The 25,913-nt window shown below is 36.7% G+C and carries 18 protein-coding genes; 12 read left to right on the top strand and 6 right to left on the bottom strand.

Annotation, left to right across the window (positions count from 1 at the left end; translation table 11 throughout):
- The first annotated feature begins 876 nt into the window (after positions 1 to 876).
- From SLS51_RS19980 to SLS51_RS19950, 7 genes are all read left to right on the top strand, one after another.
- Positions 877 to 1,854 (top strand): ABC transporter ATP-binding protein, encoded by a 978-nt coding sequence (locus tag SLS51_RS19980; protein ID WP_323840344.1) that lies wholly within the window; start codon positions 877 to 879, stop codon positions 1,852 to 1,854.
- A 36-nt stretch (positions 1,855 to 1,890) separates the two neighbouring features.
- Positions 1,891 to 2,703: an ABC transporter permease gene (locus tag SLS51_RS19975; protein WP_323840343.1), complete on the top strand. Its 813-nt coding sequence runs from the start codon at positions 1,891 to 1,893 to the stop codon at positions 2,701 to 2,703.
- A gap of 1 nt (position 2,704) precedes the next feature.
- A complete protein-coding gene (locus tag SLS51_RS19970; RefSeq protein ID WP_323840342.1) occupies positions 2,705 to 3,493 on the top strand; it encodes an ABC transporter permease in 789 nt (262 codons plus the stop codon).
- 26 nt (positions 3,494 to 3,519) lie between these two features.
- Entirely contained in the window at positions 3,520 to 4,431 is a 912-nt protein-coding gene (locus tag SLS51_RS19965) for a glycosyltransferase (protein WP_323840341.1), read from the top strand.
- Positions 4,432 to 4,447: 16 nt separating this feature from the next.
- Positions 4,448 to 5,476 carry a glycosyltransferase family 4 protein gene (locus SLS51_RS19960; protein ID WP_323840340.1) on the top strand — a complete coding sequence of 343 codons (1,029 nt, stop codon included), beginning with the start codon at positions 4,448 to 4,450 and terminating at the stop codon, positions 5,474 to 5,476.
- Between the two features lie 10 nt (positions 5,477 to 5,486).
- Positions 5,487 to 6,353: a hypothetical protein gene (locus tag SLS51_RS19955; protein ID WP_323840339.1), complete on the top strand. Its 867-nt coding sequence runs from the start codon at positions 5,487 to 5,489 to the stop codon at positions 6,351 to 6,353.
- Between the two features lie 126 nt (positions 6,354 to 6,479).
- Positions 6,480 to 7,169, top strand: coding sequence for a PIG-L deacetylase family protein (locus SLS51_RS19950; protein ID WP_113027240.1), 690 nt, complete (start codon positions 6,480 to 6,482; stop codon positions 7,167 to 7,169).
- 102 nt (positions 7,170 to 7,271) lie between these two features.
- On the opposite strand, the gene SLS51_RS19945 is transcribed toward SLS51_RS19950, so the two are convergent.
- The 3 genes from SLS51_RS19945 to SLS51_RS19930 form a co-directional block, all read right to left on the bottom strand.
- Complete coding sequence (locus SLS51_RS19945; protein ID WP_439126896.1) at positions 7,272 to 7,946, bottom strand: IS1634 family transposase; 675 nt, start codon at positions 7,944 to 7,946, stop codon at positions 7,272 to 7,274.
- Positions 7,947 to 8,369: 423 nt separating this feature from the next.
- Positions 8,370 to 9,143 (bottom strand): ribonuclease T2 family protein, encoded by a 774-nt coding sequence (locus SLS51_RS19935; protein ID WP_323840338.1) that lies wholly within the window; start codon positions 9,141 to 9,143, stop codon positions 8,370 to 8,372.
- Positions 9,144 to 9,227: 84 nt separating this feature from the next.
- Positions 9,228 to 11,183 carry a bifunctional 2',3'-cyclic-nucleotide 2'-phosphodiesterase/3'-nucleotidase gene (locus tag SLS51_RS19930; protein WP_323840337.1) on the bottom strand — a complete coding sequence of 652 codons (1,956 nt, stop codon included), beginning with the start codon at positions 11,181 to 11,183 and terminating at the stop codon, positions 9,228 to 9,230.
- Between the two features lie 1,751 nt (positions 11,184 to 12,934).
- Here SLS51_RS19930 and SLS51_RS19925 point away from each other — a divergent pair.
- The 4 genes from SLS51_RS19925 (at position 12,935) to SLS51_RS19910 (ending at position 18,845) form a co-directional block, all read left to right on the top strand.
- The gene (locus tag SLS51_RS19925) at positions 12,935 to 15,817 is read left to right on the top strand and encodes an aldehyde dehydrogenase family protein (protein ID WP_323840336.1); all 2,883 of its coding nucleotides are present in this window, start codon (positions 12,935 to 12,937) and stop codon (positions 15,815 to 15,817) included.
- Between the two features lie 214 nt (positions 15,818 to 16,031).
- Positions 16,032 to 16,943 (top strand): recombination-associated protein RdgC, encoded by a 912-nt coding sequence (gene rdgC / locus SLS51_RS19920; RefSeq protein WP_323840335.1) that lies wholly within the window; start codon positions 16,032 to 16,034, stop codon positions 16,941 to 16,943.
- A gap of 134 nt (positions 16,944 to 17,077) precedes the next feature.
- Positions 17,078 to 18,082 (top strand): Fic family protein, encoded by a 1,005-nt coding sequence (locus SLS51_RS19915; RefSeq protein WP_323840334.1) that lies wholly within the window; start codon positions 17,078 to 17,080, stop codon positions 18,080 to 18,082.
- A 331-nt stretch (positions 18,083 to 18,413) separates the two neighbouring features.
- On the top strand, positions 18,414 to 18,845 hold the full coding sequence (locus tag SLS51_RS19910; RefSeq protein ID WP_323840333.1) for a DUF29 domain-containing protein: 432 nt from the start codon (positions 18,414 to 18,416) through the stop codon (positions 18,843 to 18,845).
- A 120-nt stretch (positions 18,846 to 18,965) separates the two neighbouring features.
- Here SLS51_RS19910 and SLS51_RS19905 read toward each other — a convergent pair whose 3' ends face one another.
- The 3 genes from SLS51_RS19905 to SLS51_RS19895 form a co-directional block, all read right to left on the bottom strand.
- On the bottom strand, positions 18,966 to 20,720 hold the full coding sequence (locus tag SLS51_RS19905; RefSeq protein WP_323840332.1) for a GH39 family glycosyl hydrolase: 1,755 nt from the start codon (positions 20,718 to 20,720) through the stop codon (positions 18,966 to 18,968).
- A gap of 565 nt (positions 20,721 to 21,285) precedes the next feature.
- Positions 21,286 to 23,034: a GH39 family glycosyl hydrolase gene (locus tag SLS51_RS19900; RefSeq protein WP_323840331.1), complete on the bottom strand. Its 1,749-nt coding sequence runs from the start codon at positions 23,032 to 23,034 to the stop codon at positions 21,286 to 21,288.
- A gap of 384 nt (positions 23,035 to 23,418) precedes the next feature.
- Positions 23,419 to 24,312, bottom strand: a complete 894-nt coding sequence (locus tag SLS51_RS19895; RefSeq protein WP_323840330.1) for a LysR family transcriptional regulator — start codon at positions 24,310 to 24,312, stop codon at positions 23,419 to 23,421.
- 171 nt (positions 24,313 to 24,483) lie between these two features.
- Between SLS51_RS19895 and SLS51_RS19890 the strand changes: the two genes are divergently transcribed.
- Positions 24,484 to 25,674, top strand: coding sequence for an MFS transporter (locus SLS51_RS19890; RefSeq protein WP_323840329.1), 1,191 nt, complete (start codon positions 24,484 to 24,486; stop codon positions 25,672 to 25,674).
- The last annotated feature ends 239 nt before the right edge of the window (positions 25,675 to 25,913 follow it).

The raw sequence follows: 25,913 nt of genomic DNA, 5'->3' as shown, positions 1-25,913 counted from the left end.
AAAACCGGATATTCTGCACTGGCACAGGACATCATCAATGGTAGACAGTTTCTCCACTTTATGTAGGGAGCAGATTAGAATCAAACAGTCATATCAAAGGATTTTAGCACATAACTGGAGGTGTTGTTACGATGTAACATTAGTATCTTGGTTAGTTGTCAGGAATAGTGTTTATCCTTGGTTTTATACGTTGTTTTCTGTATCAGGGGTTGTTTATTTCCGGCTAGTGATTTACTTTGATTTGGTGATCAATTAGATCACTTAATGCGGATTGAATTCCCTTCATGTGATTTATTATTTGGAACAACTAATTAGCCTATTTTGCTAACAGAGGATTCTATTTAATCGGTATAATCTGCGATAGTTCACAATATTGGGATATGAGCTTCAGTAACTGGGAAGGAGTGAAATTGCTAGGTATCAGTAAATGAATGACGGAATTTAGAGAATGTAGATGAATCAGTGTTACTATTAGTTGCAGTGATGATGGTTAAATGGTTAATAAGTCGGGGTGAGCAGTGTGGAGGATCATTGCCCATAACTCTATACCCTATGGATTTTAAGATGCATTGCGACGGCAAGGGAGCGAATCTCCGGGAGCATAGATAACGATGTGACCGGGGTGAGTGAGTGCAGCCAACAAAGAGGCAACTTGAAAGATGACGAGTATATATGTACCAGAAAGATAACGTCGGTGTCAGACCCTTTTGATCTGATATCAGGCAAACATTAACGTTTAATGAAGGGTGAATGCAGAAAATTTTCGTGAGCAGCCGTAAATGATGTTAAAAATGGGTAAGACCGGGACTTGCTAGAACTCGTCAATGTCAACATTAACGGAAGCTTTGTAAACGAGAGGCGTTCATTATAGAAATCATGCCAATAATAGATGTAAAAAATTTAACCAAAGTGTATAAATATCATGAAAAAGAACCCGGTTTTATTGGTTCAATTAAGTCATTAATTAATAGGAAATATGAATATAATAATGCTGTTAATAATATTTCTTTAAAAATTAATAAAGGTGAATTCGTAGGGTTAATTGGTCTCAATGGTGCTGGAAAAACAACAACACTTAAAATGTTGAGTGGATTACTTACACCAACGAGTGGAACGGCTACAGTTTGGAGAGAAATACCTTGGGAGCGTTCTTTGAGATACCGGAACAAAATCTCTATGGTGATGGGAAATAAAACTCAATTGATATGGGATTTGCCACCTATGGACTATTTTGGTTTGATTAAAGATATCTATAATATTTCCACAGATGATTTTCATAATAGAGTAAACAAACTTTCAGAATTATTGGATGTTACAGATTTGTTGAAGGTTCAAACGAGAAAGCTATCGTTAGGAGAAAGAATGAAAATGGAATTAATTGGTGCAACATTGCATAACCCGGAAATTTTGTTTATGGACGAACCAACGATTGGTTTAGATATTTTTGCTCAAAAAAATATTAGAGCTTTTCTGCGGGAGTATAATAAGACCTATCAAGCAACGATCTTGTTAACAAGTCACTATCTTGAAGATATAAAAGAATTGTGTGATCGATTGATCATTCTTCATCAGGGAGTTATTATTTATGATGGAAAAACGATTGATATCATTAATTCATTTAGTCGCTATAAATATATAAAGATGAAATTAAAGAATGCGGTCACTAATGGGGAGCTTGAACTATTCGGTGAAATTACGAATCAAGATGATTTAGAAGTTACACTGAGAATTGACCGTGAAAGAGTACCACAAACAGTAGCAAATATTCTGGAGAAATTCTTAGTCGAAGATCTAAATGTGGAAGAGTTATCAATGGAAGATATCATTTCTAAGGTGTATTCGAAAGACGAATAAAAATAAAAAACCTCAAGAGTTGAGATGGAGGTCTATATGGTTAATAAGTTGTCGATAAGAAAATATCTACATGTTTTTTATATCACTTGGCAAAAGGGCATTGAATATCGTTTTAGTGTATTTTATATGATTATTGAAGCGTTAATTCCAGCGATTGCAATGATTTTCTTGTGGAAGGCCATTTATGCAAATGGTGATACGTTGGAGGGATATACATTTTCTGAGTTGGTTATGTATTTTATCGGTGCCAGGCTTATTAATTATTTTGTATGGTATGCAATTGATTGGAAGTTGCATGAGCAAGTTCATGAAGGAAACCTTAGTACTCTATTACTAAAACCTGTAGATGTGCAAATCTATTATTTTTGGGAAATGATCGGAGATCGATTGGTTAATGTTATCTTAGGCGCTGTTCCACTCGTATTGTTGACGGTTATATTTGGAAGTTATTTTGATTTCCAACTATCTGTTTATAATCTATTTTTGGGTTTCTTGTCTATTATCCTGTCTTGTATCTTGTGGTTTTTAGTATCTTGGACGATTGGTTGCTATGTCTTTTGGACTCAAAAGGCAGATATGATTTTATTTGTGAAGGAAATAGTTATCATGAGCTTGGCTGGAATATTTTTCCCAATAGATATTCTTCCCTCAAATATTGTCGCAGTCATTGATAAAACTCCCTTTCCATATCTTGCATATTTCCCGTTAAGAGTATTACTTACTGATATGGATGAGATCAATGTGATATCTGGATTAATCATACAGGCTATTTGGTGTCTTATATTCTTCTTTTTAGGAAGGATAGTTTGGAAACAAGGATTGAAAAAGTATGTAGAGGTAGGAGGGTAACATGTTTCGGTATCTAAAGCTTATAAAAAAGATTCTTATGTTAAGTTTGCAACAAGATATGGAGTTTCGTCCTAATTTTGTCGCTGCTGTTTTTTCGTCATTATTATGGATTTCGGTTCCTATTGTTCTTTTTAAAGCCATTTATGGACATGTTGATAGTATTGCAGGTTGGGTATGGGAAGATATAATTATATTACTGGGTACCTACGTCATTATTGATTCTGTGATGATGGGATTATTAATAAACAATATGGGAGAGCTTCAGGATGATATTATAGAAGGAAAACTTGATACTTACTTGACCAAACCAATCGATTCCCAATTTTATGCATCTTTTAGAAGAATTGATTTTCCACAATTAACAAACACAATTAGCGGTGTGTTTATTGTCATCTATGGATATTATTCTGCTTCAGTGAATTTTTGTTTTATCGATTTATTTCTGTACATTTTGCTGTTACTGACTGGAATGATAACATATTATAGTATCTGGTTTATTTGGACTGCTACTTCGTTTTGGTGGCCTAGTAACGAACACAGAGATTCCTTGTTCTTAAATAATATTATTATTGCGCGTTTTCCTGTTGATATCTTTAATGGAGGATTCGGTTTTATTTTCAAAATGATAGTTCCTCTCGCATTAATTGCTAACCCTGCTGCTATGGCATTACTTGGAAATATTGGATGGGAATTGGGGATAATGTCAGTTTTTATTTCGATTATTTTCTTAACCCTATCAAGGATAATTTGGCAATTGGGATTAAAATCATATTCTAGCACAGGTAGCTGAGAGAGTTGAGAAAGGAGTGGTGTATAATGTATCAGGTATATGCAAGTGTTCTTATTATTACGAGAAATAAGCCAAAACATCTCGAAATTACGTTACAATCTCTTGTAAATCAAGAGGCAACGGAAGTCCCATTTGAAGTGGTTATTATTGATGATGGCTCTGATGTTGATTTACACGTAATAATAGATAAATTTATAAATCATCTGGCAATTCAATATATAAAAACGGTACATCAAGGAATTGCTGCCGCTAGAAACGTTGGTATTCATGTTGCAAAAGGTGAAGTTATCATTCTTACAGATGATGATGTAATAGTAAATTCTACATTTGTTAGAGCACATATTTCTGAACATCGTAAAGAAGAGAGTTTAGTTGTCGTAGGTGATCGTTATAACGTGTATTGCTCTAATCTTATGAGAAATTCTATGAAGCATTCGCTTGTTAGGGCATTACATGGAGATATGGAAGGATTATTGAAACAGATTCGTAGAGATTTCTATGGAAAGCAAACGTTACGATTGTTTGATGGCAAATATCAAAAAAATGCTCAGGCTAGGTGGATTTGCTTTGTAGCACGTAATGTTTCAGCACGGAAAATTGATCTACTAGAAGTAGGTGGATTTGATGAAGGCTTCATAGGATGGGGGATAGAAGATATTGAGTTAGGATATCGTTTAGTTTTACATGGTAATCGTTACAAATACAGATCTGACGCAATAGTATATCATCTAGAGCATACAGTTGGAAATGATAGAATAAGAGATATTAATAAAAATTTTGAATATTTTATACAAAAGTATCCAACAATTGCTCCTGTCATTTATAAAGAATTTACATTTGGAGAAATTAGTTTGGAAGGATTTTGTTTATCTTTAGAAAATGGTTTTCGAACAGAAGTGGAAGAGTCTAAAAGAACTTATTATAAGATGATTAGATAAAAAGGTGGATTGTGTAATGAAGGAAGGAAAAATTTTTTTACCTAAGAAAGTGAAAATACTACATTTAATACAACATATGAAGGTTGGAGGGTCTCAACGGGCTTTAATTAATATTATAAAATCCACATCGTTATGCTTTGAACATATAGTGGTTAGTACTTTAAATCAATATGAATATGAGCTTGAGGAGTTACAGATTACATTCATAGATTATGCGCAAAGAAATCTTATTAAAATAATCATGAAGGAGGTGCCTGATATTATTCACTACCATTGGTGGCCCGGATTTAAAATGATACCTAAGAACCGAATACCTAATAATTGTAGCGTCATTGTAACAGTACAAGATCCTGCTCCAGTTGAAGATATTCAAGCAGATGTTTATGTTTCAGGAAGCGATTTTATTGACAGATTTCAGTGGCATATAGGAAGCAACAAAAGAATTGTGATTAAAAGCTATATTGATATACAGCAATTTATTTTAAGTAAGAGAAAAACGGAAGGAATTATTATTGGGCGACACAGTACTATTTATGAAAACAAGATACCCAAAAACTATATAGTTAATTTAATCGATTTAAAACTAGATGCAACTTTTATTATAGTTGGTGATGGGGATTCTACTCTTATCGATAGATTGAACGAAGAAATAATGATATATCAAGCGCAAGATATGATTAAAATTTGGCCTGGGAGTAAAATAAGAGAAATGCTTTCTATATGTGATATATTCCTTTATCTTACACCTGATGATAGTTTGGAGGGGTTTGCTAATGTAATTTCCGAAGCGATGGTTGCGGGTATTCCAGTTATTGCAGAAAAAAAAGGGGGAAATCCAGAACAGATTATTCATGGAGAAACAGGATTTTTGTGTACTGGATATCAACAAGCAAGAGATTTTTGTCAACTTCTTATTCAAGATGAGATTCTGCGTATGAAAATGGGAGAAAATGCAAAAAAGCGTGGAGCAACGTTTGATCGTCATATAATGGGGCGATTATACGATCGAGTGTATGTTAATTTAGCAGAATTAAATGAATATTGAAGGTGAATAGATGAGTAAACATGTTGATCTTACAGGTAATTACTTTGAACATTTAGGTCCATATGATTGTTTCTTTAATGCACTCGTTTATTGGATGGAATATCACAATATATGTACTGATGAGCTTTATACTTTTAACTTGGACATTTCTTATCATCCACCAACAGGAATTTTTTCTGGAAGTGTCGAGCCACATATATTTTTCATATTCTTACAAAAGTTTTTTCATATAGAGACAAATGTATATTATCTGCAAGAATTAAATGAAATTCCACTAAATGAACTTTTTATTTTAGAATCTAATTCATATTTCTTTCCAAATGAATTGGACTACTATCAGAAAGTAGATCATACCAAATATGTTATCTCTAAACGAATTGGGTCAAATAAGTTGCTAATGTGGGACCCTTATGATAATGAAACTATTATCTCATTTCTTTCCGATTTGTATAACAGAGATAAATTCAAAATTAACGGTTTTTATCTATCTAGAACGAAATGCGAAAAAAATACTTCAGTAATAATTCCTTATCTGTTGAATAAGGACTATATGAAAGAATATATTACTGTTTTTAATCATGCTAAGAAACAAGTTTTATATATGAAGGAAAATAACTTCAATAAATTACTTTTGAAAAATCATTACATATTTAGAAAATTCTATGGTTGTTTTCGAGGAATTTTCATGGCGAGAGAACGTCATTTTAGGAGCAAAACAACGCCAGAGAATGGAGTCGAAATCTTAACTGGGTGGAATCGAGTACAGAAAGATATGACTAAATTTGGGCTGCAGTTTGAAGGTAGTGATAATGAACTTATGATTTCTTTGGAGTCTGTTTTTGATAAGGAAATAAAATATTTGAATTCCTATGAATAACTGGTTAAAGAAATATAGCCTTTCCCAGGAAAATCTTGTTATTTTTACATCTGTGATCTGAAAAATATACTATTGAGGTATTCTTATCTGTATATTGTTATTCAAACTGACCAAGGAATTTTTTCTGTGAAATTAGTAAATAAAAACGTTAGAGTTCTTGTTATTGCAGCACATCCTGATGATGAGATTCTGGGATGCGGAGGAACAGTTGCTCTATATCGTAAAATGGGTATTTCAGTAACAAGTGTGATTTTTTGTGAAGGAGTATCGTTACGTTACACTAACCAGAATGTTGATATGTATTCTTTTGCACAAAACGCAGCTAATAAATTGGGAGTAACAGATATTCGTTATTTGAATTTTCCCGATCAACGATTAGATCAATTTAACCTTATTGAAATTATCCGGCCATTGGAGGAAATAATCAAAGAGATATGCCCGACAATAATTTATTGTCAATATGGTGGTGATATAAATTATGATCATGAGCTTCTATTTAAAGCCATTTTGGTTGCTGTAAGACCTATTGAGAAGTATATAAAAGCGGTTTTTGCCTTTGATACTGCAAGTAGTACAGAATGGGCCTATCCTCGAACGTTTATTCCCGATACATGGGTAGATATTACATCTACTCTAGAAATGAAACTTCAAGCAATGGCTTGCTATATTACGGAGATTCGTGACTACCCACATCCGAGATCATTGGAAGCGTTACGAAATAGAGCTTATTCTTGGGGAAATCAAGTATGCTCACCTGCTTCAGAGGTTTTTATGACGGTTAGGAGCATTTGTCGTGATGGTACAGTTCCTCTGTAAAGAATACAGTATCGAGGTTCATTACTTTAATATTTTTCCGTCTTGAAGGATGAGGTTCCTTACCGTTGTTCAAGTAATAGTATCCTTCATTCCGCACCTAATTCAGGAATAAACCGCTTTATATTGTGCGCCTAATAAACTCAAAAGCTCATGGTGGTAAGATTGCATTCCTGTCACCATTTTATGTTCTTGAAATTCAAAGGTGCTGATCCCTTCAAAGGCCAGAAACACCCAACGCGCGGTGGGGGATTGTGTCGGTTTGTTCTTCATATCGGGGAAAAACGGCACATTTTGTTTCAATTCATGCCGAATTTTATGCTCCAGCGCCGCATAAACCATGAGACAACATGTCATCACCATTAACAGCGCTTCTGTCCGCTCTGGTTTTTTCAGGAAAATAGCAGACGTCAGGAATTCCGGACTTTTCAGGAAGCGAAAACCCCGTTCCACCTTTTGTTGTGCCTTATAATTAGCCAGTAACGCCGCCATATTAAGCCGTCCTTCATCCCGTTCATTGGTCGCTAAAATAAACCTCCCGACCCGCAATCTGGCCTGCTTCACATTGTCTAACCGGGTATAAGCCTGACCGGCTAATTGATAATGAACCGATTTGGGGGGTTGATGCTTGCCGGGTTTCCCGCGCCCCGCATAGACGGTATGCGATGAATATTTTGGGATAATGGCATCAATCATGCGGGGTAAACCTGCTTCATGACAAAAAGCGGCGATAAGGCCAAGATGATCGAGACGTTTAATGGCAGGTACGGGTGTAGACATATTCGCTATCCGGCAAATAAAAGTAATAGATCAAAATTGGCGATTACCGTCAATCCCACTGATGTCATCAATACAAAAAACCTGTGTAAGATCACATTATTTTTAAATCAGAAATACGGTGCGGAATGACGGCTATAAGCCTGCAAGCAATATTTTTTCTGGGCAGTTTTCTGCATCAGACGCCGTTTATTTCGGGATATCATCGCCATTATATACCCTATGGATTTCAAGATGCATCGCGACGGCAAGGGAACGAATCCCCGGGAGCATAGATAACGATGTAACCGGGGTGAGTGAGTGCAGCCAACAAAGAGGCAACTTGAAAGATGACGGGTATAGACGATTAAGAGAAGGTAAACCTGACCCACGTTACCGCAGGTCAGGCACATCACAGTGATCTTCCTTTTATAGAAAGGAAAACCATCACAACTCACGCTTCGGACAATTAATCACGTCGAAATTTTTGCTGTAACAAACGTAAAATTCATCTCGATTGATCTGAATGGTTTTTCCCTTCAATGATGGATTATTTTTCTGGAGGAATTGAATTAACCGTTCATTAGATGGACGATCACTCGGCAATACCAATCCATCAAACAATTCTTGCTGTTTACTGAAAAATTGATCTGGCGTTGTAAACGCGCAAACACCATGTTTTTCCCACTCACCTTGTAACAAATCTACCCCTGGAGAAGCGCACAAATAAGGTTTAATCACCTGATAATCCAGTGGCGGTAAATCCCCTTTGCAAAGACGTGGATGTTTCCTGACATCAGACCAATCACGACACTGTGCCACTGATTTACTATCACAAGTTTGCGCCCACAAGCCGTGAATTACCCAACTAAATTTGTTTTCGGAGAAACACTGTAATTCAAATTTTTCATATTCACGCTGCGCTTCAGCAAATTTGTTACTCTTTTTCAAGCGCTCAATATTCTTTGCTTTGCTCTTACAAAATGCGGGAGAATAACTAATAGCCAGTTTGAAGTAATCTGTCGATGCGGTTGCGTTCTGACCATAACGGTCACCTTTAGCAACATAGTCATAATCTTTCGGCGGAGTAGCCGGTAAGACACAAGACGCCCCCTCTTCCAATGTTGATAGAGACGCCAACGAGCCCGTCACTTCTGGTTGCTTCACACAACCCACAATCAGTAAAACGAATATTGCTGATAATAAATTAAAAAAACGCATCTTAATTCCTTTATGGGAAATTATTTCCCTGTTGATGGTAAACAAACAAAAACCTGTCCAAATTAGGGCAGGCGACTATTAAAATTATTTTTTTTCAGTCAGATCAATTTGATATACCGCAAAACCGATCTCATCATTTTCCAAATATTTCACTGGATATTGAGAAAATGCGTTGATGAATTTCGCCGCTTTCTCACTTGGAGACGTTTCGAAACGGATATCCAATTTCTTGTCAGTTTTGATTGGCATAATCGACCAGTTATTCTCGGCTTTGGTCGCTACCATCCCTTGCTGTTTAGACATTTTGACAATGTAAGCCGCCAAAATAGCGCGGTTCTCATCCGGTGAAGCGAATGCGATGTGATCTTCGCCGGTGCCAGCAAATTTACCGCCATAAGCGCGGTAATTATTGGTAGCAATGAGAAAGTTAGCGTGAGTATCGATCGGTTTACCTTGGTAAGTCAGCTGTTTGATACGATTCGCCCCCTGATTGATGATCTGGCAATCAACGTCGTATTTAGCGGGCTGAGTCAGATCAATCTTATAATTCACGCCACTTATCATGTCGAAGTTATAAGTACGGAAGCCGCTCCAATTCAACAGATACTGCGGCTGAGTTGAATTTGGATCAATCTGGTTATACATGCCCGCCGAGCACTCCAACCATTCAATCACATCAGCGCCGGTGACCTTCACAACAGCCAGTGTATTGGAATAGAGATACAAGTCTGCTGCATGACGAAAGGTTAAATCACCTTTTTCAACTTCAACAAACTCTGCGGGTGCATTTTTACGCCCGCCAACTTTGAATGGGGCCGCGGCGGCCAGAACCGGAATATCCGCTAAATCAGGATCACCCTGAATGAAATGCCGAGCGTAATCTGCTTGTGCATCATTCACGATTTGCACTGTCGGATCACTTTGAATCAAAGCCAGATAGCTATACATATTGGCGGAAGCTTTACCAATCAATTTACCCACAAAACTCTGTGTTCCCTGATGCGCTTGTCCGATAATTTTTGCCAACTCACTATCACGCTCAACCAGTGCCTTTTTATTTACTTTGTCATAAATCGGGCGCGCTTCCGCTTTTGCTTCCGTCACTTTCCATGCCCCGCCCTCGTTATCGATAACCATATCAACAACACCTAAATGATCACCCCATTGACCGGGCATAACAGCCGGAACACCGTTAACCGTACCTTTGGCAATATCAACGCCTTTAATATCTGCAAATTCTTTGCTTGGAAACACACCGTGTGAGTGACCAAACATAATCGCATCAATGCCTTTAACTTCACTCAAGTAATAAACCGAGTTCTCGGCCATTGCCTTATAAGGCTCCTTGGAAAAGCCGGAGTGAGGAATAGCAATAATCAAATCTGCCCCTGCTTTTTTCATTTGAGGAACAAATTTTTTCGCGGTTTCAGTGATATCGTTAACGACAACTTTCCCATCCAGATTGACCTTATCCCAGATAACAATCTGTGGCGGTACAAAACCGATATAGCCAATCTTGATGGTATGATTTTTACCCTCCCGGTCTTTTACCGGCGTATCAACCATAATATAGGGGGTGAAATAGTTCTTACCGGTTTTCGCATCCATGATGTTGGCATTGATATAGGGGAACGTCGCACCGGCAATGGCTTTTTTCAGATAATCCAAACCAAAGTTAAACTCGTGGTTACCAAAGTTACCCACTGTATAACCCATTGTATTCATTAACTGATGCGCTGGATGAGATTCCCCTTTTTTAAGGCCTTTCGCGGCCACGTAATCAGCCAGTGGGCTACCTTGAATCAAATCACCGTTATCGACCAGAACGGTGTTAGAGGCTTCTGCTTTGGCGGCTTTAACTAAGCTCGCTGTGCGTACCAAACCAAATTGTTCTGTAGGTTTATCCTTAAAGTAATCAAAATCAATCAAGTTACTGTGAACATCAGATGTTTCCATTACCCGCAAATCAACTGTTGCAGCATGGACATTACATGCGACCAATAAGGTTAATGTGGAGACTTTCAACACATTGTTAACCATTTCACACCTCTTTTTTAGGTAGTTTAGGAGGATTCAAAATTAGCTCTCCTACTATCACTGTCAACTTACAAATACAGATGAGCGTCAGTATCTTTTATTTTCATAAGCTGGATTGTCGCTGTACACATCATCATATGCCGTTTCAACGAACAAACGCAGGCTATTGTACTGAGAAACTGCAAAACGTTTATCTCAATCCACAAGATAAATCTGTTTTTTTATAGTTAGGGTCTTTTCATTTCTATCACGCCAAGAGTTGCCCACGGGCATACCACTTTGCCAAGATTTCACGCCTCCTATAACACCAACACGGATTAAGTTAAGTAAGAATAAAATATCTATAATGCTCTGTATTTAATTATTAGTTTTATTTCTGGACAAAAATCTCTCTATTCCATTGAGCCGGTAAAATATTCAGGCTAATAAATACCGTTCATAATATTACCGTATAAAACAAATTTGTTAACAAATTGTAAATACCTTTAAGCAATCAATTATTATCCATATTATGGTTTCCTTGTATAAACTTTTATGGTTTTTAATTATAAAATAATCGTTAATTTAGGTTATAATAATGAACACTTCTAATCAAAAAAGAGTGATTTTATGAAAACTTCAATTTTCCGATATAACTTTCAACTAAACAATCTATTGTAACTATATAATAAATAAAAACAAAAATCATTTTCGTGATAAAATGCACAATTACATCGTTAAGCAAAAAAAATAATTACAATTATTTGTGATAATAATCACATCATCGGGTAACTTTATCTTTTTAATTTTATTAATTACATTATTTATAAAAAAAACAATTTAAATATTAAAACTTTAATAATTAATTCAAATATAAACTTACTTTAACTATAAAAATAAAAAAAACATTAAAAACCATAAAAAAATGTTATTGATTTAACATAAAATCAATCTCGAAAATTAATTAAAGTTATTTCCTATAAAATATACACATATATTTATCATATTATAACAAGTAAAAAAACATTTATTTTTTTAAAATAGAATAAACATAATAAATCAATTTAAAAGAAAAATATAAAAATTAATTATCATACTGATTTAAAAGAAAAAATAATAAATTACTATTTTTAAAATAATAATTTATTAATAACTTCGACACCACTAGAATGACTATAACCGACTTTTCTGATCAGCATGACACATTCACCCATCTCCCCACTATCTCACTCAATTCAGCAATGAAGAAAAAATAAAAAAATTTATGTTCTCCTCTTGACCAGAAACAATAATTACATTAATTTTATTTAATATTAGAAAAAATATCATTGAACTTTATCATTGCAGCACTCTTGTAGAGCCGAAAGAGTTTAAAATAAATAAATCGCAATAATTGATTATATACCCTATGGATTTCAAGATGCATCGCGGCAGCAAGGGAGTGAATCCCCGGGAGCATAGCAAACTATGTGACCGGGGTGAGCGAGTGCAGCCAACAAAGAAGCAACTTGAAAGATAACGGGTATAGTAACGGATATAGTAATAGTTAATTAGCTATAACTCGCGTTAACTATTCATTAATTTTAAAGCGATTTTAAGGTTAATCGCTGACGTCAAAACAAAAAGCATAAAATAATATAACATATTAAAATTAAAGCATTTTTTCTCATCAGGAATACTGAGGATTTCCTGACAAGTTAATAACACCTCTACTGTCTTTACTCATCACCATTAACCCGAAAATAATCAAAACATTATGATTGAGGTAACTACAAATGAAATGGTATGTCAAAGAAGCCTTCGAAATTAATCAGGCTATACCCTACGAGGAATCAATCAATATCGAAGCAGGTTTCGGACCTACAGGGCTTCCACACATAGGAACCCTTTGTGAAATCCTCCGAGCCAATCTCATCAAAACCGAATTGGAGAAAGCAGGCAGAACAGTTAATTTTTATCTCATTTCAGATGATTTGGACCCTTTCAGAAAAGTGCCCTTGAATATTCCAAATGCTGAACAATTAAAGCCTTATCTAGGCCAACCGATAAGCAAGGTGCCGGACCCTTTTGGAAATTTCCCGTCATTCTCTGAAATGGCGGAATATCAACTCATGAAGCTCGCCACAGAATACGAAATAGAGTGTCAGCTAGTCAGAAACTCTTTAGCCTATCAAAATGGCGATTACAATGACGAAATCAAACTATTCCTGCAAAACTTTTGGGTGCTAAACCAAATATGCAAGGAATCCACCGGATCGTTAAGACAAAGAACCTACAGCATGATCATGCCCATTTCAGAAAGAACGGGCGCCGTACTTGAACATATTATCGTTACAAATGTGAACCCTGCATCAGGCGAAATAACCTATTATATACCTGGTGATGAAGTCATTAATAAACCCGGTTATGAATATGGCGTAGAAATTCGGGAATTCTATAAAAATGAAATATTGGACCAAGAGCAAACTATTTCGGTACTAAACGGTAAATCTAAACTTCAGTGGAAAGCCGACTGGGGTATGCGCCTCCTTGCCAGAAACATTCATTTTGAAATGCATGGTGAAGATTTGCTGGCTTCTGCCGATGTTGCTCGCCAGATCGCGGGAGCATTAGACAGGCCTATTCCGCGTTTTTACAAATATGGGCTTTTCCTTGATGATTCAGGTAAAAAAATATCGAAGTCGAAAGGAAATAGTTTTTCTTTGGATGATATTCGCCATCTGCTTACACGAGACGCAATTCGCACTTACCTCTCAAAAGAGCCACAGAGATCGTCTAAATTTTATGTCGCGCTGGCACCGCATCTCAATGATCAAGTTAATATTTCGCAAAAAAATGAGAAAAGACTATCTTTTTCGAAGATAGCAAGAATATTACACGCGTCAAAACCGGCAAGTAAACTCGCGGCTGAAAATTTTCTAAATCGCTATAAAAAACCGGGTGAATCCATTTCAGATCAGGAATTGGAAATCAGTTATAATTATTATATCAGGACAGGTAAAAATGAAAATCAAGGGTTACAAAACATTAAAGAAGAAAAGTATTTCTCAGCCATTGCCAACTCAATAAATTCAGGAGAAATATCCACTAAAGATCAACTTTTTCAACATATAATCACTACATATGAAGACCATTTTTCAGATGATAAATCATCCCAAATATGGCCTCTGCTCTACCGAGGGTTATTTGGTGATACCAAAGGCCCACGAATTAAAACATGGTTAGATTTAAATTGCATGCAGCATATTTTAACCCATTTTAGCCATCCATATAAAAACCCATCCCAAAAAAATGAGGACAATATCGTTAACAACGAAATGAATAAATCTCAAAAAGAGAGATTACTAAACAATAGCATTGAGGAGAACAAAACATATATGACTAAGTTATACAGTAAAATTAATTTCACCGAAATCAGGAAAAAATGTGATGAACTTTGCTCCGCTTTACAGAAGAATAGTAAGGCGTTAGTTGAAGCACTCTCTGGCTATCAATGTAAAAACGTCACCGAAGATGAAATTCTCCGTTCAATAGATGTTTTGAGTAATATTGAGAACAACAGAGAATATTTCAAAAAGAAAATTTATGGCGTCACATCATTTCTCCCGCTTAACCAACCCATTTACGCTTCTGTCTGTTTTGGTTTTATCCCTTCACTGATGGCAGAAAACGTGTGCATACGCCCCCCGACAGCAATGCATACACATTACAAAAAATTTGAGGCGGTGATTAATTTATCCGAATTTTCTCCGACATTATCTATTTCTTATGAAGATAAAGAGTTATTTTTAAGTCAACGAGTAAAAATAACTGATGCAGTCATCTTTACGGGAACGCCAGAGAATGCGCTCAAAGTACGTAAACATTTCAGAAAAAACACCTTATTTATTCTTAATGGCGCCGGTCATAATCCACTTGTTATCTCAAAAGATGCAGATATTAATCTGGCTGTTGAAAGTGCAAAACGCGTTGTTCTTTATAATCAAGGGCAGGATTGTGCTGGTCCAAACGCCATATTAGTACACAATGATATATACGATTTATTCAAGCAACGATTAATCTCTGATTTGCAGAATATCGAAGATAGAGTTGGCCCTTATAGTGACGATAAAAATATTGTCGGTCCCAATAGCGATATTGATCACAGCATAAAAATTGCTTCATTATTTAAAGTCAATAGACCCTATTGCACCTATGGAGGCGAAGTTAATCCCATCAATGGCATGATAAAACCAACGGTTTTCGAGAAAGAATTATCATTAGGTGGCAATTATAAAGAATTTTTTGCCCCTGTGTTCTTCTTACAACGATATTATCAGGATCAAGATTTAATCCATTATTTTTCCGATCCTTTGTATTCTGCTAATGCTATGTATATATCTTTGTTTGGTACCAGTGACTATATCCATCATCAACTCAGCGAACGCCTTCACTTACCCGATAGTATTCTGAGTAATACTGATTTACATCGGGAAGAACACGGTTACCTTCCCTATGGTGGTCAAGGGCCGGCTGCTTCATGCCTTTGGTACGAAGGTAATAGGATTAATGGCAGTACGTTGCCACAGCGTGATATATACCATTATTTAATTGAACCCTTTGATACCCCTCCCACGCCAAAGAGTGAAAAACGCCACTGCATTCAAGCGGGAATTTAAACTACTCCGGTGAATCCTCACTTCAACGGATGACCTGACAGCGCCGTACTTTCCACAAATAAGCACGGCGTGTCTTAGCGCTTAATATAATCACGAAACCGTCAATCAAGATAATTGGCACAAGATACTAGGGCTTATCCCTGTGATTCGCTATCATGCTACCTTATGTTGGTCATGCTCACCGATTCATTGAGCAAAAATATGGGGTAATTTTATGTTGTGGTTCAAAAATTTAATGATTTACCGTTTAAACCGGGAAACTTCACTTTCTGCGGATGAACTGGAAAAACAATTGAGTCCGTTAGCATTCACCCCATGTGGTAGTCAAGATATGGCGAAAACAGGTTGGGTACCACCAATGGGTTCACACAGTGATGCCTTCACCCATGTCGCGAATAACCAAATTCTGATTTGCGCCCGTAAAGAAGAAAAGATGTTACCTTCACCGGTTATCAAACAAGCACTACAAGCAAAAATTGAAAAACTGGAAGGAGAACAGCATCGCAAACTTAAAAAAACAGAGAAAGACTCTCTAAAAGATGAAATATTGCATACCCTGCTACCACGAGCATTTAGCCGATTTAGCCAAACTTATATTTGGATCGATATCGCTAATAATCTGATTGTTGTTGACGCGGCCAGTGCCAAGCGGGCCGAAGATAATTTGGCACTATTGAGAAAAAGCCTCGGTTCTTTGCCTGTTGTTCCCCTGACATTTAAAAACCCAATAGAATTAACCCTGACAGAATGGGTACGTTCCGGTGATTTACCGACCGGTTTTGCTTTAATGGATGAAGCTGAACTAAAAACTATTCTGGAAGAAGGTGGCGTGATCCGTTGTAAAAAACAGGATTTGGTTTCTGATGAAATCGCCACCCATATAGAAGCTGGCAAATATGTCACTAAATTGGCGCTTGATTGGGAAGAGCGTATTCAATTTATGTTGTCCGACGATGGTGCTTTCAAGCGCATAAAATTCAGTGATACTCTGCGTGAACAAAATGATGACATTGATCGGGAAGATTTTGCCCAACGGTTTGATGCTGACTTTATTCTAATGACCGGTGAATTAAGTGCGCTGATTAAAAGCACCATTGAAGCACTAGGCGGCGAAGCAGAAAAATAACCACACAACTCATACAATAATCGCCAGTCTGTTGCTCAATATCACCTTACTGGCGATAATACCAACGCATTCCAAAACCAAATAACAGAATTAAAGCTATTTACCGTAATCCTACAAATCCAATTAGGTATTCAATGAATTCAGCTAAAAAAGGCTATCAGCCGCCTTTCTCGATTACAGCTAAAATGATCCAATTAGTTGCTGAAATCAGTGAGAATATCGGGCGGTTAAGCACAGAACAGGAACAAATAAAAGCTTTGCGGTTGAGACGTATCAATCGGATACGAACGATTCACGGTTCACTGGCAATTGAAGGTAACTCACTTGATGCAAGCCAAATCACAGCCATTATTGAAGGCAAGCGAGTTATTGCACCGATCAGTGAAATACAAGAAGCGCGTAACGCTATCTTGGCTTATGAAAAGCTCAATTATTGGCATTTCACATCAGAGCAAAACTTACTGGAAGCCCATTATGTTCTGATGAAGGGATTGCTAGATAATGCCGGCAGTTATCGACACAGCGGCGTCGGTGTAATGGATGGAGAAAAAATCATTCACATGGCTCCACAGGCAAACCGGATTCCAAAGCTGATGGGTAATCTTTTTCACTGGTTAGGCTCTACTGATATTCACCCACTTATTGCCTGTTGTATTTTCCATTATGAATTTGAATTCATTCATCCATTTGCCGATGGAAACGGCAGAATAGGCCGGTTATGGCAGACATTAATCTTAAACCACTGGAATCCATTATTTGAATTTATTCCCGTTGAAAGTCTGATTTATGAACATCAAGCTCATTACTATCAGGCAATTAATCTCAGTAGCCAACTTGTTGATTGTGCAACGTTTATTGAGTTTATGCTGCACATGATCCGTGATGCAATTCTGATATCTACCCATCAGGCTACCCAACAAGTTAAACAACTCATTATGGTATTGAAAGGGGAAATGAACCGTGGACAACTGCAATCAGCACTTGGATTAAAAGATCGTAATTCATTCCGACAGCGCTATTTGCAACCCGCACTGGCAGCAGAATTAATTGAAATGAGCCATCCAGAAAAACCGAGCAGCCCATTACAACGCTATCGTTTGACAGAAAAAGGGGTAAATTTAAAAAATCACCACAAATAGTGAAAAGTAACCAATTCCTGCCTTATCAGGGGCTTCGATAAGAACCCGCTAAAAAACTGGACTATAATATCTGATTAAATATCAATATATTAACAAAACAATTCAACCACGCCAGCGAAATACTCACTCCTTTCACTATTTTGAAAAACGCATTAAGTGGACATGAACACCATAATTATAGTGCTTTAATGTCCACTTAAAATAACTATAATCAAGTGAACATTAAAACCACAAATATAAACGAAAATATCACTAGGTGTTAGTTACTCGATATCGTAGGAACAGAGCAAATCTATTCATTTTGTACAGATAATCCAAATCGGAGGCTTTCATGGGAACACGTTATGAAACCGACGTGGTAGCTTGGGCTAATGAACAAGCAGCGTTACTACGCAGCGGTAAGCTGAGTCAGATAGATATAGAAAACATTGCCGAGGAGATAGAAGACGTGGGTAAAAGTGAAAAACGCGAGCTAGCAAGTCGGCTGGCCGTTCTACTGGCTCACCTTATGAAATGGCAATTTCAGCCAGGCCGTCGCGACTCCAGTTGGCAAAGAACCATCAAAGAACAACGAAAATCTCTATCGCGACGTATTGATAAGACGCCAAGCCTTAAAGGATGTCTGGCAGATAAAGAGTGGTTAGACGACGCATGGTCTGATGCAGTTGCAATTGCGGCTAATGAAACCGGGCTGGATGTTTTTCCTGAATCCTGTATCTGGGATATAGAGCAGATTTTATCCCAAGGTTTTTATCCAGAATAATCTTACAAATTTATTGAATACACAAATTATTAACGCTGGGTAAAACCAGCGTTAATCATATATCTCACTTTTATCCGCATTTATTATATGGTTTAATTCAATAAAGTCATAATACATAAATTAATGATGAATTAGCTCTAACGAATACAACGTTACCGTTGAAGGTTTAGCGCCTTTATCTACCAACGTTAATTTATTATTAGCTATAGACACATTAATCTGGTTAGTCACCTCTGGCGGTGTCATTTTTTCCAGCGATCCGCCTTGTTGAATACGATACGCTTTAACTTTAAATTTCTTGCAACCTATATGATCAATCACCACAGTAACGCCTTGGTCACTATGAGTATAATCACGAGTTTTAGGTCTTAAAAGAGAATCTAGTGGCAGTTGTTGTACCGGATCTTTTTGCACTACCGCATTATTAGATTGAATGGTTGTCGGATCAACACCACCAAACCATCTATTTTTACTACAACTATCCGTTAATTGATCTAATGTTCGGCTAGTATCCAAATAGTATTGTCGATATAAATCCGCAGGAACGGGAGCTACATTACCATCAGAAAAATTCTTATCCACTTTATAATTTGCTGCAAGAATATTAATTTTATTACCCGATTTATTTTCAGCCGCCAAAACCGTTAAGCCGGTTGAAAAATCTTTTTGACCACTTAATATATAAGGTGTTTTTAATATTTTAGCAAAAAGACCAAAAGATTGAGCTGAATAGGTACAGAAATTTCTAACGCTTGGGTTTTTAGGATTAGGCTGATCATTAAACAAACCAAAAGATAAACCATCACCCCGATAATAATGGGCCAGGTCAACTTTGGTATATTGCATATAAATCAACGAGGAGGCGATATATGCTGCGTTTTTAGGACTCTGCACTTTGGTAAATGTATTTTTCGACCCAAAAGGACTAGAGTTCCACTCAGTGCAAATACTCTCTGTCTTAGTAAAGCCATAAGTATGCAAACTTTTCTGAATCGTATTCCCCATATCAATAATGTTTTGCGGGTCTCCAGTATCAACGTATCCATGCCAGGAAAAGAAATCTAACGGTACATGATTATCCCGACAATATCGGAAAAATCCATCAATATAGTGTCCTCCCGCATGATTACTAAACGAAATACCTGCACCACCGACTTTAGCATTAGGATCAACTACCTTAATTAATTTCACTACTTTTTCATATAATTGATAATACTTTTGTGGATCATCCATATTCCAGAAAAACAGTAAATCAGGCTCGTTCCAAATTTCCCAATAGCTTATTTTTCTCGGCAACCCAATGCTGGCATAGTTTACACCATAACGATTCACCAAGGTTTTAACTAATATTGCATAAATATCAAAATCCTCGGGTATTTCATAACCGCCATCAAGTGAACGCCCAATACGAAACAGAAGTTGTCGCTGGATATTATCTGGGTTCAGATCGGCTTGATTATTCAGAACATCACGCAGATAAGCATCCGTCATTTCATAATTGGCATCTTTTAATGCAAGACTCACATCATGATTTCTCATTCCAATAGCCGCATTGGGAAAAATACTTCTGACATTTGCAATATCAGCAACAAGCTTTTTAGCCGCGAGTTTATTTTCCTCCGGCACATTGACAATCATTTGATTTTGATTGTTTTTCCTATCCACCTGGAAATAATTATCTATATCCCCAATACCAAAGCCGTCATGCAACCGGACATGGGTAATTCCCATCTGATTAAATTCATTATCTAAATCAGGGAAACCTGGTGCTATAGATTTAGGCAAACCATTGACACCATTAACCGCTTTAAGACGTGAGTTATCCCCTGCTGATAAATCTCGATGATTTTTATTAAATGAAAAAACTTTAGTCATAATACCCTCTATATTAATTAAGAAATTGTATTTCTATAAACCAAAAATAATATCAAAGAATAAATAGATTTATCTGACAACTCAATAACAATAAATGAATGGAAGACCTAAATAATAGTTAAATATCACTTTCAATTTTAACTACACCTTAAAATTCCTAGCTATTACTTTGAATTTATTGAATTAAACAAACAATTACATTAACACAATTATTTACGATAATAAAATTGACTCTGTGACTTATTTAACCGCAGAATCATTAAAAGATAAAAAAGAATATATTAATCAACCAAGAGTGATGATAATAACAATGATAAAATAGCACGTAATAAAACCATACAGAGAGTGAATTATATTTAAAAATATCGTACAAAAGATCATTGACACATATTAAAAATATACTCCCAACCTTAACAAGCCACCATAAAACCTAAAAAAATCATATCATTAAATTAATTGTTATCAAAAAGGCTCTTTTCAGAGCCAGTCATATTAAAATAATTTTACTTTCTATTGATTAATTAAGCGGAAAAAATTTATTACAATATTTCCATTGCATATAAAATTAATTATCATCCAGCTCTAATGAATATAATGTTACTGTTGCAGGCTTCGCCCCCTTATCCGCTAGCGTTAACTTATTATTAGCTATAGACACATTAATCTGATTAGTCACTTCCGGTGGTGTCATTTGTGCCAGAGATCCACCTTCTTGAATACGGAATGCTTTGACTTTAAATTTTTTATAACCTATATGATTAATTATCACGGTAACACCTTGGTCGCTATCAGCATAATCACGATTTTTAGCTCTCAACATATTATTATCTGGAAATGGCTTAACAGGTTCATGTTGTACTACCGCGTTATTAACGTGAATGGTTGTCGGATCAACGCCACCAAACCATTTATTTTTACTCCCAGTATCCGTTAATTGATTCAGTGTTCGGCTAGTATCCAAATAGTATTGTTGATATAAATAATCAGGAGCTGCATTACCATCGGCAAGACTCTTATCAACTTTATAATTTGCGGCAAGGATATTTATTTTATTTCCTTCGGTATTCTCGGCTGCCAACACAGTTAAACCTGTGGAAAAATCCTTACTACCACTTAAAATACAAGGTGTTTCGGACATTTTGGCAAACAGGTAAAAGGATTGAGCGGAATAGGTACAGAAGTTTTTAACATTTGGATTTTTAGGATTGGGCTGGTTGTTAAACAAACCAAAAGATGAACCATCCCCTCGATAATAATAAGCTCTATCGACTTTTATATATTGCATATAAATAAATGTGGAAGCGATATATGCCGCATTTTTAATACCCTGCACTTTTGTATATGTATTTTTTGTCCCAATAGGACAAGAATTCCATTCAGTACAAAAACTTTCTGTACCGGTAAAACCATAAGTATGCAAACCTTTTTGCACCTTATTCCCCACATCAATAATGTTTTGCGGGTCTCCCGTTTCAACGTACCCATGCCAGGAAAAGAAATCTAATGGTACGTTATTATCTCTACAATACCGTAAAAACCCATCAAGATAATCTTCTTGTGCTCTATCAACAAACCCAATACCCGCGCCACCAACTTTAACCGAAGGATCAACGGCTTTAATTATTCTTGCAATTTTGGCATATAATTCATAATATTTTTTAGGATCATTACTATTCCAGAAAAAAATTAAATCAGGTTCATTCCAAACCTGCCAATAGGTTATTTTTCTTGGTAAACCAATCCGGGCATAGTTTAAAGCGTAGCGATTCACCAACGTACTGACTAATATTGCATAAATATCAAAATCTTCTGGTATTTCATAACCACCGTCACCAGTACGTCCAATACGAAACATGATTTTTCGCTGAATATTATCTGGATTTAGCTCAGCTTGATTATTCATAATATCGCGCAGATAAGCATCCGTCATTTTATAATTAGCCTCTTTTAATGCAAGACTAATATCATTATTTCTCATGCCGGTAGCCGCATTGGGAAAAATGCTTCTGATATTGGAAATATCAGTAAGCAGTTTTTTAGCCGCAGGTTTATTTTCTTCTGGGACATTAACAATAATTTGATTTCGATCATTAACTCTATCCACTTGGAAATAATTATCCATATCCCCAATACCAAAACCATCATGCAGCCGGATATGGGTAATTTCCATCTGATTAAATTGATCATCTAAATCAGGGAAACCCGGCATCAAAGATTTAGGAGCACCATTCAAGCCATTAACCTCTTTAAGCAATGAGTGATGTCCTGCCGATAAATCTCGATGATTTTTATTGAATGAAAAAATTTTAGTCATAATAAACCTCTATATTCATTAAGAAATAATATTTTTATAATTAAAAAATAATATAGAAGAATAAATATATTTCTCTGACAATTCAACAACAATAAATGAACCGAATACTTAGAGAATAGTTAAATATTACTTTTAACTATATCTTAAAATTACCCTATATTAATTTTAATTTATTATATCAATCAATAATCACATAGATATAATTATTTACGCCAATAATCCACTCTGTGCTTTATTTAACAAAATCAGTACTAAATAACATATACTTCAATAATAAATTGATATTAATAACCACAGTAAAAAATACCTAATAAAATTATATAGTGAGTGAATTATATTAAATAATATCGCATAAAATCTTTAATATATATCAGACGGATTCGACTAAATAATCTTGGCAAGCCTTTTTTGCAATAACGACATAAATACGGTTAATTTTTCTGGCGGGTGAGCAAGTGCCCGCAGTAAATAAATACCTTCTTTACGTCCATCTGGATCATCAAATAGAGGAATAAGTTTTTCAGAACGAATATCTGTGGATACCACCCAATTAGGCAGAAGCGCTATTCCAAATCCACTCACTGTGGCCATTCTCAATGTTTCAAAGTCATCACTACGAAAGATCCTATTATTATCGCTGAAATTAATAACACTACGATAGCGTGACCAGCAAATGCCCGCGGGATCATGATGTTTATCAAGCAAATGGTGCTCACCCAGTTCAGTAAGTGTTGTCGGTGTTCCATGCCTTTGAATATAGCCTGGGCTGGCACAAATAATCCAAGTTTGTGTGGCGACACGTTTGGAATAAAGTGTGCTGTCCTTTAATTCACCAATACGAATAACTACATCAAGACGATCCCTAACCGGATCAGTCAACCGCTCGGTTTGATCAAGTTCAACCCGAATTTTAGGATACCGCGTGAATAGCTCAGATAGCATCGGAATAATATGTTGACGTCCAAACGTTGGCAAGCAAGCTACACGTAATACCCCTTGCGGCTCGCCATTCAACGCCGCTAATTCAGCCTGAACATCGACAAGATCATTGATAATACCTTGCGCCCTTGCAAACAAAATCTCCCCTGCATCAGTCAGCGATAAACCACGGGTAGAGCGAAAGAATAGTTTTGTCTCTAGCACCTGTTCAAGGTTGTCTATCTGACGTGTGATAGAAGATGCAGCCATACCTTGCAAACGAGCAACGGCAGAAAAACTCTGTGAGCGGGCAACATGAATGAATGTTGTTAGCATATCGGTACGTAATAAATCTTTCATCGCAATTTTTACCTATACATTTCATATATTACAAATAATACACAACATCTAGTAGCCCTATCATTTTTGCATTCTATGCAAAACAATTTCGTTCGCTCTCTTTATTCTCACGCTCTCAAGATAATGCCAGAATTATTTCATCATAATTCCGGCCAAATGCTGAGCGTTCCCGTGTCAAATACAGCAATAAAACCAAATCCTATTTCTTCCGTTTCTCTTATCTTATTATCCGCTGCTTGTGGTTTTGCTGTAGCGAATATTTATTATAATCAACCATTATTGCCAATAATTGGGACAAGTTTTAACGTTAATGGTTCAATATCCGGCTGGATCGCGACACTAACGCAGATTGGCTATGCGGCGGGGCTTCTCTTTTTTGGGCCGCTTGGAGATACGATAAGCCGTCGCAAACTGATTTTCTGCCTGTTAATCGGCAATATAATCAGCCTTATTTTATGTGCCACAGCACCAAATTTTACATGTCTTCTGGCAAGTAGCCTGATTGTGGGGCTAACTTCTATTTCAGCACAGATCATTATTCTTGCCGTATCTGGTTGGGTAATACCAGAAAAGCGTGGCCGAGCGGTAGGAAGTTTGATGAGTGGCCTTTTCGCCGGAGCACTACTTGCCAGGGCATTGAGTGGTGCGGTCGGAGAGTATTTCGGTTGGCGTGAAATGTTTATATTGGCCGCTTTAATCGATATATGCCTATTTTTTTTGATCTGGTTTGTGTTACCAGAAATAGAAACACCACACACGATGACTTACGGCCAACTTCTTATTTCACTCGGTAAATTAGTAAAGCAACAACGCCTTTTGCGTGAGGCCGCATTATCCGGTTTTTTACTGTTCGCCGCTTTTAATACGCTGTGGGGATCGCTGGCCTTATTACTTTCCCAACCACCTTACGGATGGGGGAGTGATATCGCAGGTCTTTTTGGTTTGACGGGCATTGTGGGAATGCTAGCTTCACCCATAATAGGTTCGTTGACAGATCGCTTCGGTGGGAGAACGATTGTTGCCACAGGCGCTTTATTAGTGACACTGGCCTTGTGCCTAATTAGCGGCACGAGCCACAATATTCTATTTTTATTCGCGGGTATTATTCTGTTAGATCTTGGCAGCAGAGCGGGTTTAGTGGCAAATCAAACACGGTTATATACATTATTACCTGAGGCTCGCAGCCGACTAAATACCGTATTTATGACCTGCTATTTCACCGGTGGCGCAATAGGTTCCTCTTTAGGAGCTGTCGCCGCCTGGTATTTTTCTTGGTATGGCGTCGCTTTCAGCGGAGGAGGATGCGCATTATTAGCCGCGCTGTGGGTTCTATTTAATCCAAAGAGTCGCAAGCAAATATGATTTTTACACACCGCGCCCCAAGCTATCTTTTACAATAGATTGCCGCCAGCCAGAAGATAACTGGTATCACGGTATTAACTAGCAGATTAGCCGCCAGTACCATTCACTCTTTGGGGGCCAAATTTTTTCCTGATTATCACTTAAATTCAGCTCCCATAGGCGTATACTTAAAATAAGTCTGTGTGGAGGTAAATGAAAATGGCTAAAAATCAGATTCAATTCCAAAAAGGCATTTCTAT

This window comes from Photorhabdus africana (assembly GCF_035181445.1).
Classification (GTDB): Bacteria; Pseudomonadota; Gammaproteobacteria; order Enterobacterales; family Enterobacteriaceae; genus Photorhabdus; species Photorhabdus laumondii.
This window is presented reverse-complemented; position numbering and strand designations above follow the sequence as displayed.